The sequence below is a fragment of the Pseudomonas pergaminensis genome, assembly GCF_024112395.2.
In the GTDB taxonomy this organism is placed as follows: Bacteria; Pseudomonadota; Gammaproteobacteria; order Pseudomonadales; family Pseudomonadaceae; genus Aquipseudomonas; species Aquipseudomonas pergaminensis.
Map to the genome: position 1 here is coordinate 1,655,859 of NZ_CP078013.2, position 13,581 is coordinate 1,669,439.

Sequence of the window (13,581 nt, forward strand, 5' to 3'; positions counted from 1 at the left end):
GCCAGCGCACACGACGTCTGGCAATGTTTGAAAAAAGGAGCTTCGGCTCCTTTTTCGGCGGCATAGTTCACGCCGATTTCGGTGCTGTAGTCCAGTGCCTGAGCCAGGTCCAGTCCCGCACGGCCAAGTTGGGGTTAAACCTGATTCTGTGCTCGGGTGCAATTCCCCGGTTGATAACCCAGGCAAATGATGCGCTGCCCTGAAACTGAAAAAGCCTGCTGGGCGCAATGCTCAGCAGGCTTTTTAGTAAGTGCAATTGGATCAGGCAGGCTGAGCCACCAAGCTGTTACTCACCTTACGCCCCAGCACCAGCACTGTCACAAACCCGGCGCCCACCAACGCCGTGGCCAAGCTCAGCAGCACCGCGCTACCCATCTGATCGACGATGCGTCCGCCAAAGAACGAACCCAAGGCAATGATCACCTGGAACAGGGCAACGAACAGCGGCATGCCGCGCTCCACATCCTTGGGCGCTACCACGAACATCCAGATACTGGCGCAGGCCGGGAAGGCGCCGAAGGCGAAGCCCCATAGGCCGATCAGCATCGCTGCGCCGGTCATGCCGGTGGCGAAGTAGGGGAACAGCGCGGTGCTGGTGCCGATCATCAGCGCGACCAGCAACAGGGTGTGGCGTACGCTGCGGTTGGCGGCGAAACCGGCAAAGATATTACCGAACACCCCGGCCACGCCAAAGAGCAGCAACAGTGAGCCAATCGTCGGGCCATCAAAGCCGGAGCTGTATTTGAAGAACGGCGCGACATAGGTGTACGCGGCAAAGTGCGCCAGGCCGATCAGCAGCACGGCAATCAACCCGACCCGCGCTTGCGGATTAATAAACAAAGCGGGCAGGTCGCTGACGCGGATCGCCTTTTCCGGATCAAGGCGGGGGAGCAGGAAGATCTGCGCCAGCAGCACCGGTACGCCCACCAGCGCGGTGACCAGGAACGTCATGCGCCAGCCCATCAGGCCACTGAGCCAGGTGCCGACGGGCACGCCCAGTACGGTGGCCAGGGTCACTCCCATCATGATGATCGAGGTGGCCTTGGCTACGTCGACGCCCTTGGGGGCCAGGCGGCCGCTGAGGGCGATGGCCGTCGCCCAGAAACCACCGATGCTGATGCCCAGCAGTACGCGGCCAAACAGCAGCAGGCTGAAGTCGCTGGCGAAGGCCACGACCGAGTTGGCGATGATCATGATCAGCGTCAGGCCGATCAGCAGGTAGCGACGGTCCATGGCGCCAATGCTGACGGACAGCAGGGGGGCGGCGAGGGCGGCCATGATGCCAGGCAGGGTCACCATCAGGCCGGCGTGGCCAGCGCTGATGCCCAGGTCGCTGGCGACGTCATTGAGTACGCCCACAGGGAGAAACTCACTGGTCACCAGGGCGAAAGCACCCACGGCAACCGAGAGGATCGCCAACCACTGCTGTTTGACACTCTGTTGATTATGTTCGGGAAGGCCGCTAGGGGCCTGGCTGGCACTTGGCATGGTGTCGGGTTCCAGGATGAACGTCGCCTGAAGCCAGGCGAAGGGAAGGGAATTTGGAGCCGATTATAGGAACCGGTACTGAAAATCGGGCAGGCGCTCGGTTCGATAGTAATCATCAGTGCAATCGATGCAACGCTCTAGACCGCACTACGTGACCCCGTGATCTTTCACACGAACTGCGCAAGCATTGCCTACAGGCCGTGCATTGCTGGTCCGCCGGCAACTTATTACTGTGTGGTAGCGCTCAAGATCGGGCGCCTCCCACCGCAAAGGAATTGCGTCATGAGCAAGAATACGAAGAAAACCTCCGGCAAGGTCGCGACGTTGGCGGCGGAAACCCTCAACAGCTCAGCGTCTTCTGCCATCGCTAAAAGCCTCGCTGCTTCAGCGTTGGCGCAGAAAGGCACTGACAAGCAGACAAGCGCCGAGATGGAGGAAAAAGCAGGCAAGGTGCTGGGCAGTGATAAATACAGCGAAGACACCAAAGCGCTGGCCGCGTCGGTCCTTTCCCAAGCCAATAAAGAGCGAGGACACTGAGTTAAAGCGCTGCCAATCAATAGAAAAGCCTTGTGGCGAATCAAGCTACAGGGCTTTTCAGGGTAGAGAAAACCTTACTCGGCTAACCGTCCTCTGAGGCTGTCGATAAACATGCTTTCCGCCCGACTCATCTTCTGTTCCCGATTCCACAGCAGATGAATATCCACGTCCGCAATCCCCTCATCTGGCGGCAGGCGCCACAGCAGGCCGTTCTTCACGTCTTCGGCCACCACATGGATCGGCAAACAGCCCAGGCCAAATCCGGCAATCACCAGGCGCCGCACTTCCTCCAGGCTTGAAGATGATGCAACGATCCGCCCACTGAACCCTTGTTGATCGCGGAAAATCGTCAAGGGCGACAGCATCCCGCCAATCTGGTCGCTGGTGAAACTCACGAAGTTCTCCGATTGCAAATCCCCCTCCGCCAAGCCGGTGCGTCCGAACAATGGATGGTGCCGCCCGCAAAAAAACGCGTAGCGCTGCCGCAAAAACAGGTGCTGCTCCAGGCGTGGCTGTGGTCGGCGGTTGAGGCTTAAACCCAGGGTCGCGGTTTTCTCCAGGAGGGCGGCGACGATGTCCGAGCTGCGCATCACCTCAACCTCCAGGTCTACCCGTGGATGCTCGCGGTGAAAGCCTGCCAGGAAGTCATCGAAGGTGTCCGAGTTGATCCGGCTGATCATCAGCAAACGCACCTTGCCGATCACTTCGTCACCGGGTTTTTGCAGGGCATTGCTCATCTGCGACACCTGGCCGTACATCTCGCCGGCAATCGCAAAGATCTGCTCGCCGGCTTCAGTGAGTACAAAGCGTGGACCACGGCGGACGATGAGCTGGCAGTCGAGTTGTTCTTCCAGGCGCTTGAGGGCTTGGCTGATCGCTGGCTGGGTCAGATGCAGGCGGGCGGCCGCACGGCTGATGCTCAGTTCCTGGCCGATCACGCGAAAGGTGCGCAGCAGGTTCCAGTCCAGGCGGTCGTTGAGCAACGGGTGAATATCGCGACGGGTTTCGGACATGGCGCAGTTCAATAATAAGCAGGATTTATAATTTGAATAATAAATAGAAAATTGACTAATCATAGCCCCGGGACGAAAAATCACCCTCAACAAGCGCCATCAGAGCGCATGCGTTCGACCTTTCTCCTGCCAAAAAAATAAACAAAGGAGCCAGCCCCATGAAGCCTTCCGCTTCGCCCCAGCCTCGCCGTGCTGCGGCCGCCGCTTTTATCGGCACCATGATCGAGTGGTACGACTTTTACATCTATGCCACCGCCGCAGCGCTGGTGTTCGGCCAACTGTTTTTCCCCTCCGAAGACAAACTGTTCAGCACCATGGCCGCGTTCGGCACCTTTGCCGTGGGTTTCTTCGCCCGGCCGTTGGGCGGCATTGTGTTCGGGCACATCGGTGACCGGATCGGGCGCAAGAAGTCCTTGGTGATTACCCTGGTGATGATGGGGGTGGTCACTGTCTGCATTGGTCTGCTACCGACCTACGCCCAGATCGGTGCCGCCGCGCCGGTGCTGCTGATCCTGTTGCGCGTGGTGCAGGGCATTGCCGTCGGCGGCGAGTGGGGCGGGGCGGTGTTGATGGCCGGTGAGCATGCACCGAAAGGTCGGCGTAACTTCTTTGCCTCCTTCGCGCAGTTGGGCAGCCCGGCGGGGTTGATCCTGTCGCTGCTTGCCTTCAGTGCGGTCACCCGCCTGCCGGAAGAAGATTTGCTTAGTTGGGGCTGGCGCGTGCCGTTCCTCGCCAGTGCCTTGCTGTTGGTGGTCGGCCTGGCGATTCGCCTGGGCGTGAATGAGTCGCCTGAGTTTCTCGAAGACAAAGCCCTGGCGGAAAAAGCGCGGGCGATCAAGCAAGACCAGGCCCCAGTGATCGAAGTGCTGAAAACCGCCTGGCGTCCGTTGCTGCTGTGCATCGGTGCCAACACCCTGGGCATTGCCGGTGTGTATTTCACCAACACCTTCATGATTGCCTACAGCACTCAGCAACTGGGCTTGCCGCGCTCGTTGATTCTGGAATGCCTGTTCTTCGTTGCCATCATTCAGTTCTGCGTCCAGCCCCTGGCCGCCTGGGTGGCGGAGAAGGTCGGTGCCACGCGCTTCCTGTGCGCGATGACGGTAATGGCCATGGCGTCGCCTTACCCGATGTTCGTGTTGGTCAGCAGTGGCCAGGCGCCCTTGATCATCCTCGGCATTGCCCTCGCGGTGGTGTGCATGGCGTCGTTTTACGCGGTGATTGCCGGCTTTGTCAGCGGCCTGTTTGAAACCCGTGTGCGTTATACCGCGATCTCCCTGGCGTACCAGGTATGCGGCGCGTTGGCCGGTGGCCTCACGCCGTTGATCGGCACCTGGCTGGCCCATGAATACCAAGGCCAATGGTGGCCGATGGCAGTGTTTTACAGCTTGATCGCGGCGGTCTCGCTGGTGTGCGTACTGGCGTTGTCGCGCCGTCACGCCACCGCTCACCGTCTTGAGATGGCCCATAGCGTTTGATGGAGAGTCTGCAATGTTGAAGATCAACGGCGAGCGCCTGTGGGCCAGCCTGATGGCCATGGCCGAGATCGGCGCTACGGCACGCGGTGGCAGTTGCCGCCTGGCCTTGAGCGCCGAAGACAAAGCCGGTCGTGAACTGTTCAGCCACTGGTGCACAACCGCCGGGTTGACCCTGAGCGTCGACGCCATCGGCAATCTGTTTGCCCGGCGTGCCGGAACGGATAAAGACGCGGCGCCGGTGATGATCGGCAGCCACCTCGACACGCAGCCCGAGGGGGGGCGCTTCGATGGTGTCTACGGTGTGCTGGCTGGCCTGGAGGTGATCCGCAGCCTCGACGACCAAGGGATCCAGACCCGCAAACCCCTGGAACTTGCCGTGTGGACCAACGAAGAGGGCGCCCGTTTCACCCCGGCCATGCTGGGCTCCGCGGTGTTCACCGGCACCCTGGCGCTGGACAAGGCCCTGGCCACTGTCGATGCCGATGGTGTCAGTGTGGCCGAGGCATTGCGCGTGACGGGCTACAACGGTTCACGCCCATTGGGGAGTGCGGTGGATGCGTATTTTGAAGCGCACATCGAGCAAGGTCCGATCCTTGAAGACAATGCCAAGAGCATCGGCGTGGTCACCGGCGGCCAGGCGATTCGCTGGCTGGATGTACGCGTCGAAGGCATGGCGGCCCACGCCGGCACGACGCCGATGCCGCTGCGTAAAGATGCGTTGTATGGCGCCGCGCAAATGATCCAGGCGCTGGAAACGCTGGCAGCGGACTTTGCCCCGGAAGGCCTGACCACCGTCGGCGAATTGAGCATCGCCAAATCGTCGCGCAACACTATTCCAGGGTTGCTGAGTTTCACCGTCGACCTGCGTCATCATTGCGACAGTGAGATCGACGCCATGGAGCGCCAGGTGCGCCAACAGGTGCAGGCCATCGCCGAGCAACGCGGCCTGACCGTGACGGTGACCCCGCACTGGATCAGCCCGGCGACGCCCTTCGACGCCGAGTGCGTCGCCTGCGTGCAAACCTCGGTGGACGCCCTGGGTTATAGCCAGCAGCGCATCGTCAGTGGCGCCGGCCATGATGCCATCCACCTGGCGCGTTACTGCCCGACCGCGATGATCTTCATCCCGTGCGTCGGCGGCCTTAGTCACAATGAAGCCGAAGATGTACTGCCCGAGGATGTGCGCCAGGGCACCGACGTATTGCTCAACGCCGTATTGAAACGCGCCGGCCAGGCTCAGTAAGGAGACTTTTTGATGCGAACGTTTTTCCACCCCGAACAACTCCTGCACCATCCGCGCAGCTACTACTCCCGTGGCCAGATGCGCACGCCACAGGAAGTCCCCGAGCGCGCCCGCAACCTGCTGCTGGCCGCGCAAACCCTGGGCTTCGATATCCAGCAACCCCAGGACCATGGTCTCGATCCACTGCTGGCCGTGCATGGCGCGCCTTACCTGGCTTTCCTCCAGGAGGCCAACCAACGCTGGAAGGAAGTCCCCGAAGACTGGGGCGACGAAGTCATGTCCAACATCTTCGTGCGCGAGCCCAACGCCCTGCGCGGCATCCTCGCCCAGGCCGCGCGGTACCTGGCGGACGGCAGTTGCCCCATTGGAGAACTCACCTGGCGCTCGGCCTACTGGTCAGCCCAGAGCGCCGTTGCGGCTGCCAAGGACGTCCTCGAGGGTGCCCCGGCCGCTTATGCGCTGTGTCGTCCACCCGGCCATCACGCCCGCTTCGATGCAGCGGGAGGTTTCTGCTACATCAACAACGCAGCGGTGGCTGCCCAGGCCTTGCGCGAAGGCTTTCAGCGCGTCGCCGTGCTCGACACCGACATGCACCACGGCCAGGGCATCCAGGAAATTTTCTATGACCGCGATGATGTGCTGTATGTGTCGATCCACGGTGACCCCACCAACTTCTACCCGGGTGTCGCCGGCTTTGCCGAAGAACGCGGCAGCGCGACGGGTGAAGGCTTCAACCTCAACCTGCCCATGCCCCACGGTGCCAGCGAGGCGGTGTTCTTCGAAAAACTGCAACTGGCCCTGGCGGCGGTGAAGGACTTCTCGGCGGACGTACTGGTGCTGTCGCTGGGGTTTGATATCTACGAACTGGACCCACAGAGCAAAGTCGCGGTCACCCGCGAAGGGTTTGCGCGGTTGGGCGAAAGCATTCGCGGGCTGGGACTGCCCTGTGTGGTCGTGCAGGAGGGCGGGTATCACCTGGAGACGCTGGACAGTAATGCGCGGGCGTTTTTCAGTGGGCCGCAGGCCTGGGTGTAGCCAGAAACGCAAAAGCCTGCCGAACTCAGCGTTCTGCAGGCTTTGGTGGGTGAGGTGACAGAATCTGCTGGCTTGCTGTTCAGGCAGGCTTCACCGGTCTGATCAGACTCTGGGCCGGGATTCCAAACATCTCATGCAGTTTCCAGATCATGGGCAGGGTCAGTGCTCGTTTTCCATTCAGCACTTCATAAACCCGATTCTGACGGCCTATGGCGGGGACCAGGTCGGAGGCTGAAAGGCCTGACTGTTCCATCCGGAAACGGATAGCGTCGACTGGGTTGGGCAGGTCAACCGGAAAATGCTTCGCCTCGTACGCCTCGATCAACGTGATCATTACATCAAAATAATCACCTTCCGGCGTGCCGGGCTCAGGTTCATTGTCGAATAGCGCTGAGACAGATTTAAGCGCGTCCTTGTAGTCCTGTTCGGTGTGAATAGGTCGAATGTTCATGGGTGACTCCGTTTCAACGGTATCAGCGTCAATCATGTCGTATTGCTTATGCGTGCCGATGAATTTGATATACAGCGCGCCGTAGCGGTAGGCCACGGCGGCGACGAGCCGGTAGTCATGACCCTTGATATTGAAGACGACTCTTCGACTCTTGAGAACGCTGGCATGGCGAAATTGTTCTTTGATGGCTGCTGGTGTTGACCAGTTGGCGTTCTTTGCCTCGTCAATCCAAGCCAGCAGTGGCTGTTCCGCGTCCGGGTATTTTTGCCAGAACGCTTTGAGTTGGCTGATCGCAATAATTCTCATGGGTCGATCCTAGTCCCGTGGTGGGACTTATGCAAGCGGGTGGTATCGATATCGATAATTTCCAACTGCGGCGGTGCTATGAACGAAATTTTCCGCATAGGAAATTCCCTTCGTAGCCATGTACGAGGGGGCCCAGGAACATGAGAGGACCACAGGCGTAAAGTGGGGAGGGGGAGGGGCGTGCGCGACAGACAGGGAGCTTCAGGGGGATAGGTATTCCGATCCAAAGGGTCATGCCGCACCAGGTTCTTGCGGGTGGGTTTTGATGGTTTGCGACGTAATGGTTGTTGCCTGGAACTGATAACTGCGCGCCGAGGCAACCGGTCAGGCAAGAAATTGATAGCGCAGCTAGTATGGCTTTTTCCATGTATGACCTCTTTGAAAGCAATGCTTCGAGGCTCTCAGTATTGTCGTCAGGAAAAGTTATGCCCGCCGATGGCCTAACTAACTGACTGATTTTTATGACTTCTCGTTTCCCGCTCCGTACAAGGCACTGGCGCGGTTCAAGTTGGCGCGTGCTTCACGGTGATGCCGTGTGTTTATCGGGTACCAGTTCCAACACTCGGTTTCTCCCGCCTTCGGCCAGCAAGTAAGTCCCCTGGCCCGTCGGCACGATCGACTGTGGTGCTTTCAGGAATGACAGAATCGTCCGCTGGCGCCCTTGCTTATCAATCAGCAACAACCGCGCCCGATGGGTGGCGTCTTCATTGACCCACAGCCCGCGCTCATCGCACATCAAAAAGCTCGGCTGGTTGAGGTGGCTCAGCACCACCGGGTCGCTGCCGTCTGCGCTGAGTTCACGCACGACACCTTTCTTCTTCTCGTTGTAGAGCGTCCGCCCGTCAGTACAGCGAACGATGGATTCGCCTTCCTCCACCTGGTCGCGCAGCACGCTCAAGGTCTGGTCGCTCCAGCGATAGCGCAGCAATCGCCCGAAGGGCTTGCGGTCTTCTATGGCATACAAGTAGTCGCCGTCATCCCACAGGCCCTGCACACTCTCACCTTGGAAGAGTTCGGTGACGACGCCGTCCTTGACGAAGCTCACGGGCAGGGCGGCGGACTCTTGGCTGAAGACCCAGCCGCCACGGGTGGCAAACAGACCGTCGGGCTTGGACAGGTTGGCCACCACCACGTCGCGGGTGCCGTCCGGGTGGATGCGCACGATGCTGCCCTTGGCCTTGTCGAGTTCCTGGCTGACCACCAGCGAGCCGTCCGCCATGGGCAGCAGCGCGGCGGCTTTCTGGACGTCGCGGTGCACCACCTGCACCGTCCAACCGTCGGCGGCACTGACGGGGTAGTAACTTTGCCAGGTAAAAAAGCCCAGGGTCGCGATGCATAGCAGGCCTGCTGCGCGCAGGGCAAATCGCAGTGCCGGGTATTTTTTGGAAGAGAGGGTCATCGATGATTGCCAGTAGCCGGGAAAAAACGCCGACCACCCTACCAAGCTTGTCGAAGAACTTCACGTGTGGGAAACCCGCTGTCCCCTTTATCAGTGCCTAGTCCTGGGGCTCCAGACCTTGCCTGAGTTTTTCCAGCAACTCATCGATGTGAAACGGCTTGGTGATCAAGTCCATGCTCTCACCCAGGAAGTTCTGTCGGTTCGCTGCGTTCTCGGCGTAGCCGGTCATGAACAAAATGGGCAGGTTGGGGCGCAGGGCGCGTGCGTGGTCGGCCAGCTCGCGGCCGGTCATGTATGGCAGGCCGACATCGGTGAGCAGCAGGTTGATGCTCGGGTCGGCCTGCAGCACGGCCTGTGCTTCGTCACCGTCCGCTGCCAGGCTGCAGCGGTAACCTGCGTCGACCAGCACCTCGGCCACGAAGCTGCGCACGGAGGGCATGTCTTCGACGATCAGAATGTGTTCACCCTTGCTGTTACCCGGCACTGCCAATGTCTTGGTGGTCGAGGCGGCGGGGCCATCGGCGGCGGGGAGCATGATGGTCACCTCGGTGCCCTGGCGGGTGACGCTGCGGATCTGCGCATCACCACCGGACTGGCGGGCAAACCCGTAGATGGTCGACAGGCCCAGGCCGGTGCCCTGGCCCACCGGCTTGGTGGTGAAGAACGGGTCGAACACCTTGTCGATCACGCTGTGCTCGATGCCCACGCCGTTATCCCTGACCGACAGGGCGATGTAGGGGCCGTTTTCCAGCTTGAGGTTGCCATTGGAAAACGCCTGGTAGGTCGTGACCCACACAATGCCACCCTGGGGCAGAGCGTCCCGCGCGTTGATCACCAGGTTCAGCACCGCGCTTTCCAGTTGGATCGGGTCCACCATCGCCACGGCGGGGTTGTTGGTCAGCTCCAGTTTCAAGGCGATGTGTTCGCCGATGGTGCGCACCAGCAACTCTTCCAGGGAGCGAATATGCGCATTGATATCGATCGGCCGGGTGTCCAGCGGCTGCTGGCGGGCGAAAGCGAGCAAACGGTTGGTGAGGCCGGCGGCACTCAGGGCTGAACTGAGTGCTGCATCGGCGTAACCCAGGACCTTGTCGGTACGGTTGCTTACGATGCGCTTCTTGATCAGTTCCAGGCTGGTGATGATCCCGGTCAGCAGGTTGTTGAAGTCATGGGCGATACCGCCGGTCAGTTTGCCCAGGGCATCCATTTTCTGGGCCTGGAGCAGTTGCGCTTCGGTACGTGCCAACTGGCTGGCGGCATTGGCCAGCTCGGCCTGCTGGTGGCGCTCGCGGTGGCGATGTTCGGTGACATCTTCGACAAACACCAGGCTCAGTTCGGCACGGCGATAGGGTGAAATCTGCCACTCGGTCTCACGCAGTTCGCCGTCGACTTTCATCTGCAGCGTGCCCTTCCAGCGTTCACCGGCTGTCAGGCGCAGGCACAGTTCGTGGATGACCGCGTGCTGGCCGTCTGCGAAGCATTCGAGCAGGGCATCCGGGTTGAGGTTGTCGTGGATCAGTTGGGCGAACGCGTGGTTGCATTCGTGCACTTTGAGCTGTGCATCCATCACCGCGATCGGCGCACTGATATTGAAGAAGATCTCTCGAAAGCGCGCCTCGCTTTCACGCAGGGCGTATTCGGTGTCGCGCACACGCAGCAAGGTGCGCAGGGTCGCCAGCAAGACGTCAGGGTCGACCGGATGGATCAGGTAAGCGTCGGCACCGGCGTTGAGGCCGGTGATGATGTCACCGGTCTCGATCGACGCGGCCGACACGTGCACCACCGGCAGCAACGCCGTGGCCGGATCGCTGCGCAAACGCCGCACGATATCGAAGCCGCTCATGTCCGGCAGGTTGACGTCGAGGATCAGTGCATCAATCTTTTCCTTCGCGATCAGGTCCAGTCCGTCCTGGCCCGTGCCGGCTTCGAGCACCGCGTAATCATGGCGCTCCAGGCGCCGACGCAGGGCGTAGCGCGTGGCGGCGTTGTCGTCCACGATCAAGAGTTGAATGTCACGTTTCATCGACGTTCTCGCTGGCGATGGACAGAGGAATGATCACAAAGAACAGCGAGCCCACGCCGGGTGTGCTTTCTACGCCCACGCGACCGCCCAGCAGCTCGGCGAAACGCTTGCACAGGGACAGGCCTAGGCCGGTGCCGCGCAGGCGTTTTTGCAACGGGGAATCGATCTGGGAAAAGTCTTCGAACAGGTTGTTATGCAGCTCGCCCGGTATGCCCAGGCCGGTGTCCTGTACGGCAAAGCGGATTTCGTGGTCACTCTCCATGCGCGCCGACACGCGCACTTCGCCCTGCACCGTGAACTTCAAGGCATTGGAGATAAAGTTGCGCAGGATCTGCGCCAGCTTCTTGTCATCGGTATAGAGTTTGGGCAGGCCGGAAGGCTCTTCGAAGATCAGGTCGACGGACGACGCATCCACAATCGGCCGGAACATCCCGCGCAGTGCCGAGAACAGGTCGAACATATCGAACCAGGCCGGGGAGATAGTGATACGCCCGGCTTCGATCTTCGCCAAGTCCAGCAGGTCGTCGACCATCTCGCGCAGTTCGCGGGCCGAGCTGCGGATGAAACCGACCTGGGTGTGCTGTTCCGGGCTCAGCGGGCCATCCAGCTCATCGGCCAGCAGGCTGGTGATGCTCAGGATCGAGCCCAGCGGCGTGCGGAACTCATGGCTCATATAGGACAGGAAGCGGCTTTTCAGGTCCGACGCCTGGCGCAGCTGATCGGCCTGCATATCCAACTCGGCGTACAGCGCCAACACGCCCTGGTTGGTTTCGTCCAATTCGGCGCGCAGGTTATCCGCTTCCTGGCGAAGGTGTTGGATTTCAGCGGTGAGCGAGGCGGTGGTGTCAGCCATCAATGGCCTCCAGGGCAATCACGAAGACGGTGACGTCATCCCGGCCGCGACAAAAATCGCGGTGCAGGATGGCGGCAATGAGGGCCGGATGGCGATGAACAAGCCCCGGATAGTCCGACAGGTTCCAGCGTGATTGCAGGCCGTCGCTGTACAGGATCAACAACTGGCCGGCCACTTGAGCGTAGTCGAAGGGTTGTGCCTTGCGAAACTGCACCCCGACGATCCCCGGATGGGACGCCAGGCCGCGCGACTTGCCCGGCCCGATCAGGCTGCCGCCGATATTGCCGACGCCGGTGAACCGCAGGTTGTCGGCATGGGCATCGTATTGGGCCACGGCCATGGCGCCACCTCGGGTGCCGTTCATGCAGATGTGCATGTCGTTCATCAACACCGTCGAATCCGCAAAGGCATACCGTGCGAACACGTCTTCCCCGGCCCTGGCCGCGCGCTCTGCATGCTCGCCATGGCCAAGGCCGTCGGCCATCATCACGCTGAAGCGGCCGGGTTCGATTGCCAAGTGCCAGGCATCGCCGCAGTGTGGATCATCGTGCAGCGAATGCTGGCTGACCCCGTAGCGAATGTCTTTCGTCGTCGAGCCGCGTGGGTACAGCCTGGCCATGATCGCTGTGCCACGCTGATCGGCATGCGCATCGAACACCTGGGCCAGGCGTGAGATAGCGCCCAGGCCGATACCCTGGGTGCCGCCGGTAGAAAACCCGTCCACCAGGCAACTGTCCAGATCAAAGCCTTGCCCACGGTCCATGGCAATCAGTTCGACGCCTCCGTTCCCCGTGGCGCGCAGGTGCAATGCGCCATGGTCGGCGTGCTTGAGGACATTGCTGGCCAGTTCAGTCGCCACCAAGGCCACGCGGCCGGCATCGGTCTCGTCGAAACCCAATTGCTCGGCGAACCGCTGCGCCACGCGCCGGGCATGGCCGATCTGGCTGGAATCCTCGATCAACAACACGTGGGTGAGGGCGCTGGGAATGTTCAGGCCCATCGGGTGATCGTCACGCAGGTACCCTTGCCTGGCTCGGTGTCCAGTTCAAATTCATCCACCAGGCGCTTCGCCCCGGTAAGCCCCAGGCCGAGCCCGCTGCCGGATGTCCAGCCGTCGGTCATCGCCAGCTTCAGGTCGGGAATGCCCGGCCCTTCATCGCGAAATGTCAGGCGTACACCGGGGCGGTGGTCTTTTTCGATCACTGCCCAGTCCATGTAGCCACCACCGCCATACACCACGGTGTTTCGCGCCAACTCACTGACCGCCGTGACCAGTTTGGTCAGGTCGATCAGGCGCATGCCGCAGTCCTGGGCCAGTTTGCGGACCAATTGTCGAGCCAGCACGACGTCCTGTTCGATCAGCACCGGGTGGGTGCCACTGCTGGCTTGGGTCATGAGTGTTCTACCCGGTCACGCAGCAGTTTCATGCCGCGCTCCACATTCAGTGCGGTGGCGACGCCGGGCAGGGTCATGCCCAGTTCCACCAGGGTAATTGCCACGGCTGGCTGCATGCCCACCAGGACGGTCTGGGCGTCCATGATGCGGGACAGGCCCGAAATGGTGCCGATCATGCGCCCGATGAACGAGTCGACCATGTCCAGCGCCGAAATATCGATGAGTACGCCCCGCGCCGAGGTACGGCTGATCCGCTCGGACAGGTCGTCCTGCAAGGTCAGCGCGAGTTGGTCGTGCATGTCCACCTGGATGGTCACGAGCAGGAATTCGCCCATCTGCAAAATAGGGATGCGTTCCATA

Annotated in this window: 13 protein-coding genes and 1 pseudogene; 4 read left to right on the forward strand and 10 right to left on the reverse strand. The window is 60.9% G+C overall.

The window, feature by feature from the left end:
• Positions 1–261 precede the first annotated feature (261 nt).
• Positions 262–1,488 (reverse strand): MFS transporter, encoded by a 1,227-nt coding sequence (locus KUA23_RS07475; RefSeq protein WP_078047359.1) that lies wholly within the window; start codon positions 1,486–1,488, stop codon positions 262–264.
• A gap of 282 nt (positions 1,489–1,770) precedes the next feature.
• Between KUA23_RS07475 and KUA23_RS07480 the strand changes: the two genes are divergently transcribed.
• The gene (locus tag KUA23_RS07480; RefSeq protein ID WP_078047360.1) at positions 1,771–2,025 is read left to right on the forward strand and encodes a hypothetical protein; all 255 of its coding nucleotides are present in this window, start codon (positions 1,771–1,773) and stop codon (positions 2,023–2,025) included.
• A gap of 74 nt (positions 2,026–2,099) precedes the next feature.
• On the opposite strand, the gene KUA23_RS07485 is transcribed toward KUA23_RS07480, so the two are convergent.
• Complete coding sequence (locus KUA23_RS07485) at positions 2,100–3,038, reverse strand: LysR family transcriptional regulator (protein ID WP_078047361.1); 939 nt, start codon at positions 3,036–3,038, stop codon at positions 2,100–2,102.
• Between the two features lie 158 nt (positions 3,039–3,196).
• On the opposite strand from KUA23_RS07485, the gene KUA23_RS07490 reads away from it, so the two are divergent.
• The 3 genes from KUA23_RS07490 to KUA23_RS07500 are packed head-to-tail and all read left to right on the forward strand — an operon-like array spanning position 3,197 to position 6,794.
• On the forward strand, positions 3,197–4,516 hold the full coding sequence (locus KUA23_RS07490) for an MFS transporter (protein ID WP_252993663.1): 1,320 nt from the start codon (positions 3,197–3,199) through the stop codon (positions 4,514–4,516).
• 13 nt (positions 4,517–4,529) lie between these two features.
• The gene (locus KUA23_RS07495; protein ID WP_346356384.1) at positions 4,530–5,759 is read left to right on the forward strand and encodes a Zn-dependent hydrolase; all 1,230 of its coding nucleotides are present in this window, start codon (positions 4,530–4,532) and stop codon (positions 5,757–5,759) included.
• A 12-nt stretch (positions 5,760–5,771) separates the two neighbouring features.
• A complete protein-coding gene (locus tag KUA23_RS07500) occupies positions 5,772–6,794 on the forward strand; it encodes a histone deacetylase family protein (protein WP_252993664.1) in 1,023 nt (340 codons plus the stop codon).
• A gap of 79 nt (positions 6,795–6,873) precedes the next feature.
• On the opposite strand, the gene KUA23_RS07505 is transcribed toward KUA23_RS07500, so the two are convergent.
• The 8 genes and pseudogenes from KUA23_RS07505 to KUA23_RS07540 form a co-directional block, all read right to left on the reverse strand.
• Complete coding sequence (locus KUA23_RS07505; RefSeq protein WP_078050878.1) at positions 6,874–7,245, reverse strand: helix-turn-helix domain-containing protein; 372 nt, start codon at positions 7,243–7,245, stop codon at positions 6,874–6,876.
• Positions 7,246–7,251: 6 nt separating this feature from the next.
• Positions 7,252–7,551: pseudogene (locus KUA23_RS07510) on the reverse strand (type II toxin-antitoxin system HigB family toxin); the annotation flags it as partial.
• 520 nt (positions 7,552–8,071) lie between these two features.
• On the reverse strand, positions 8,072–8,950 hold the full coding sequence (locus KUA23_RS07515; protein WP_252993665.1) for a hypothetical protein: 879 nt from the start codon (positions 8,948–8,950) through the stop codon (positions 8,072–8,074).
• A 97-nt stretch (positions 8,951–9,047) separates the two neighbouring features.
• Positions 9,048–10,973 (reverse strand): response regulator, encoded by a 1,926-nt coding sequence (locus tag KUA23_RS07520; RefSeq protein ID WP_100491306.1) that lies wholly within the window; start codon positions 10,971–10,973, stop codon positions 9,048–9,050.
• Positions 10,963–11,826, reverse strand: coding sequence for a sensor histidine kinase (locus tag KUA23_RS07525; RefSeq protein WP_078047367.1), 864 nt, complete (start codon positions 11,824–11,826; stop codon positions 10,963–10,965). The genes KUA23_RS07520 and KUA23_RS07525 overlap by 11 nt, the downstream gene beginning before the upstream one ends.
• A complete protein-coding gene (locus KUA23_RS07530) occupies positions 11,819–12,826 on the reverse strand; it encodes an ATP-binding protein (RefSeq protein ID WP_252993666.1) in 1,008 nt (335 codons plus the stop codon). Before KUA23_RS07530 ends, KUA23_RS07525 begins: the two co-directional genes overlap by 8 nt.
• Positions 12,817–13,221 (reverse strand): ATP-binding protein, encoded by a 405-nt coding sequence (locus KUA23_RS07535; RefSeq protein WP_078047368.1) that lies wholly within the window; start codon positions 13,219–13,221, stop codon positions 12,817–12,819. Before KUA23_RS07535 ends, KUA23_RS07530 begins: the two co-directional genes overlap by 10 nt.
• Positions 13,218–13,580, reverse strand: a complete 363-nt coding sequence (locus tag KUA23_RS07540) for an STAS domain-containing protein (RefSeq protein ID WP_017254285.1) — start codon at positions 13,578–13,580, stop codon at positions 13,218–13,220. The genes KUA23_RS07535 and KUA23_RS07540 overlap by 4 nt, the downstream gene beginning before the upstream one ends.
• Position 13,581: the final 1 nt, after the last annotated feature.

Bases quoted from the DNA above. Each gene is read 5' to 3' on its own strand.
- KUA23_RS07500 (WP_252993664.1), top strand. From the start codon at position 5,772: ATGCGAACGTTTTTCCACCCCGAACAACTCCTGCACCATCCGCGCAGC.
- KUA23_RS07495 (WP_346356384.1), top strand. From the start codon at position 4,530: ATGTTGAAGATCAACGGCGAGCGCCTGTGGGCCAGCCTGATGGCCATG.
- KUA23_RS07525 (WP_078047367.1), bottom strand. From the start codon at position 11,826: ATGGCTGACACCACCGCCTCGCTCACCGCTGAAATCCAACACCTTCGC.
- KUA23_RS07540 (WP_017254285.1), bottom strand. From the start codon at position 13,580: ATGGAACGCATCCCTATTTTGCAGATGGGCGAATTCCTGCTCGTGACC.
- KUA23_RS07505 (WP_078050878.1), bottom strand. From the start codon at position 7,245: ATGAACATTCGACCTATTCACACCGAACAGGACTACAAGGACGCGCTT.
- KUA23_RS07530 (WP_252993666.1), bottom strand. From the start codon at position 12,826: ATGGGCCTGAACATTCCCAGCGCCCTCACCCACGTGTTGTTGATCGAG.
- KUA23_RS07520 (WP_100491306.1), bottom strand. From the start codon at position 10,973: ATGAAACGTGACATTCAACTCTTGATCGTGGACGACAACGCCGCCACG.
- KUA23_RS07515 (WP_252993665.1), bottom strand. From the start codon at position 8,950: ATGACCCTCTCTTCCAAAAAATACCCGGCACTGCGATTTGCCCTGCGC.
- KUA23_RS07535 (WP_078047368.1), bottom strand. From the start codon at position 13,221: ATGACCCAAGCCAGCAGTGGCACCCACCCGGTGCTGATCGAACAGGAC.
- KUA23_RS07485 (WP_078047361.1), bottom strand. From the start codon at position 3,038: ATGTCCGAAACCCGTCGCGATATTCACCCGTTGCTCAACGACCGCCTG.
- KUA23_RS07475 (WP_078047359.1), bottom strand. From the start codon at position 1,488: ATGCCAAGTGCCAGCCAGGCCCCTAGCGGCCTTCCCGAACATAATCAA.
- KUA23_RS07490 (WP_252993663.1), top strand. From the start codon at position 3,197: ATGAAGCCTTCCGCTTCGCCCCAGCCTCGCCGTGCTGCGGCCGCCGCT.
- KUA23_RS07480 (WP_078047360.1), top strand. From the start codon at position 1,771: ATGAGCAAGAATACGAAGAAAACCTCCGGCAAGGTCGCGACGTTGGCG.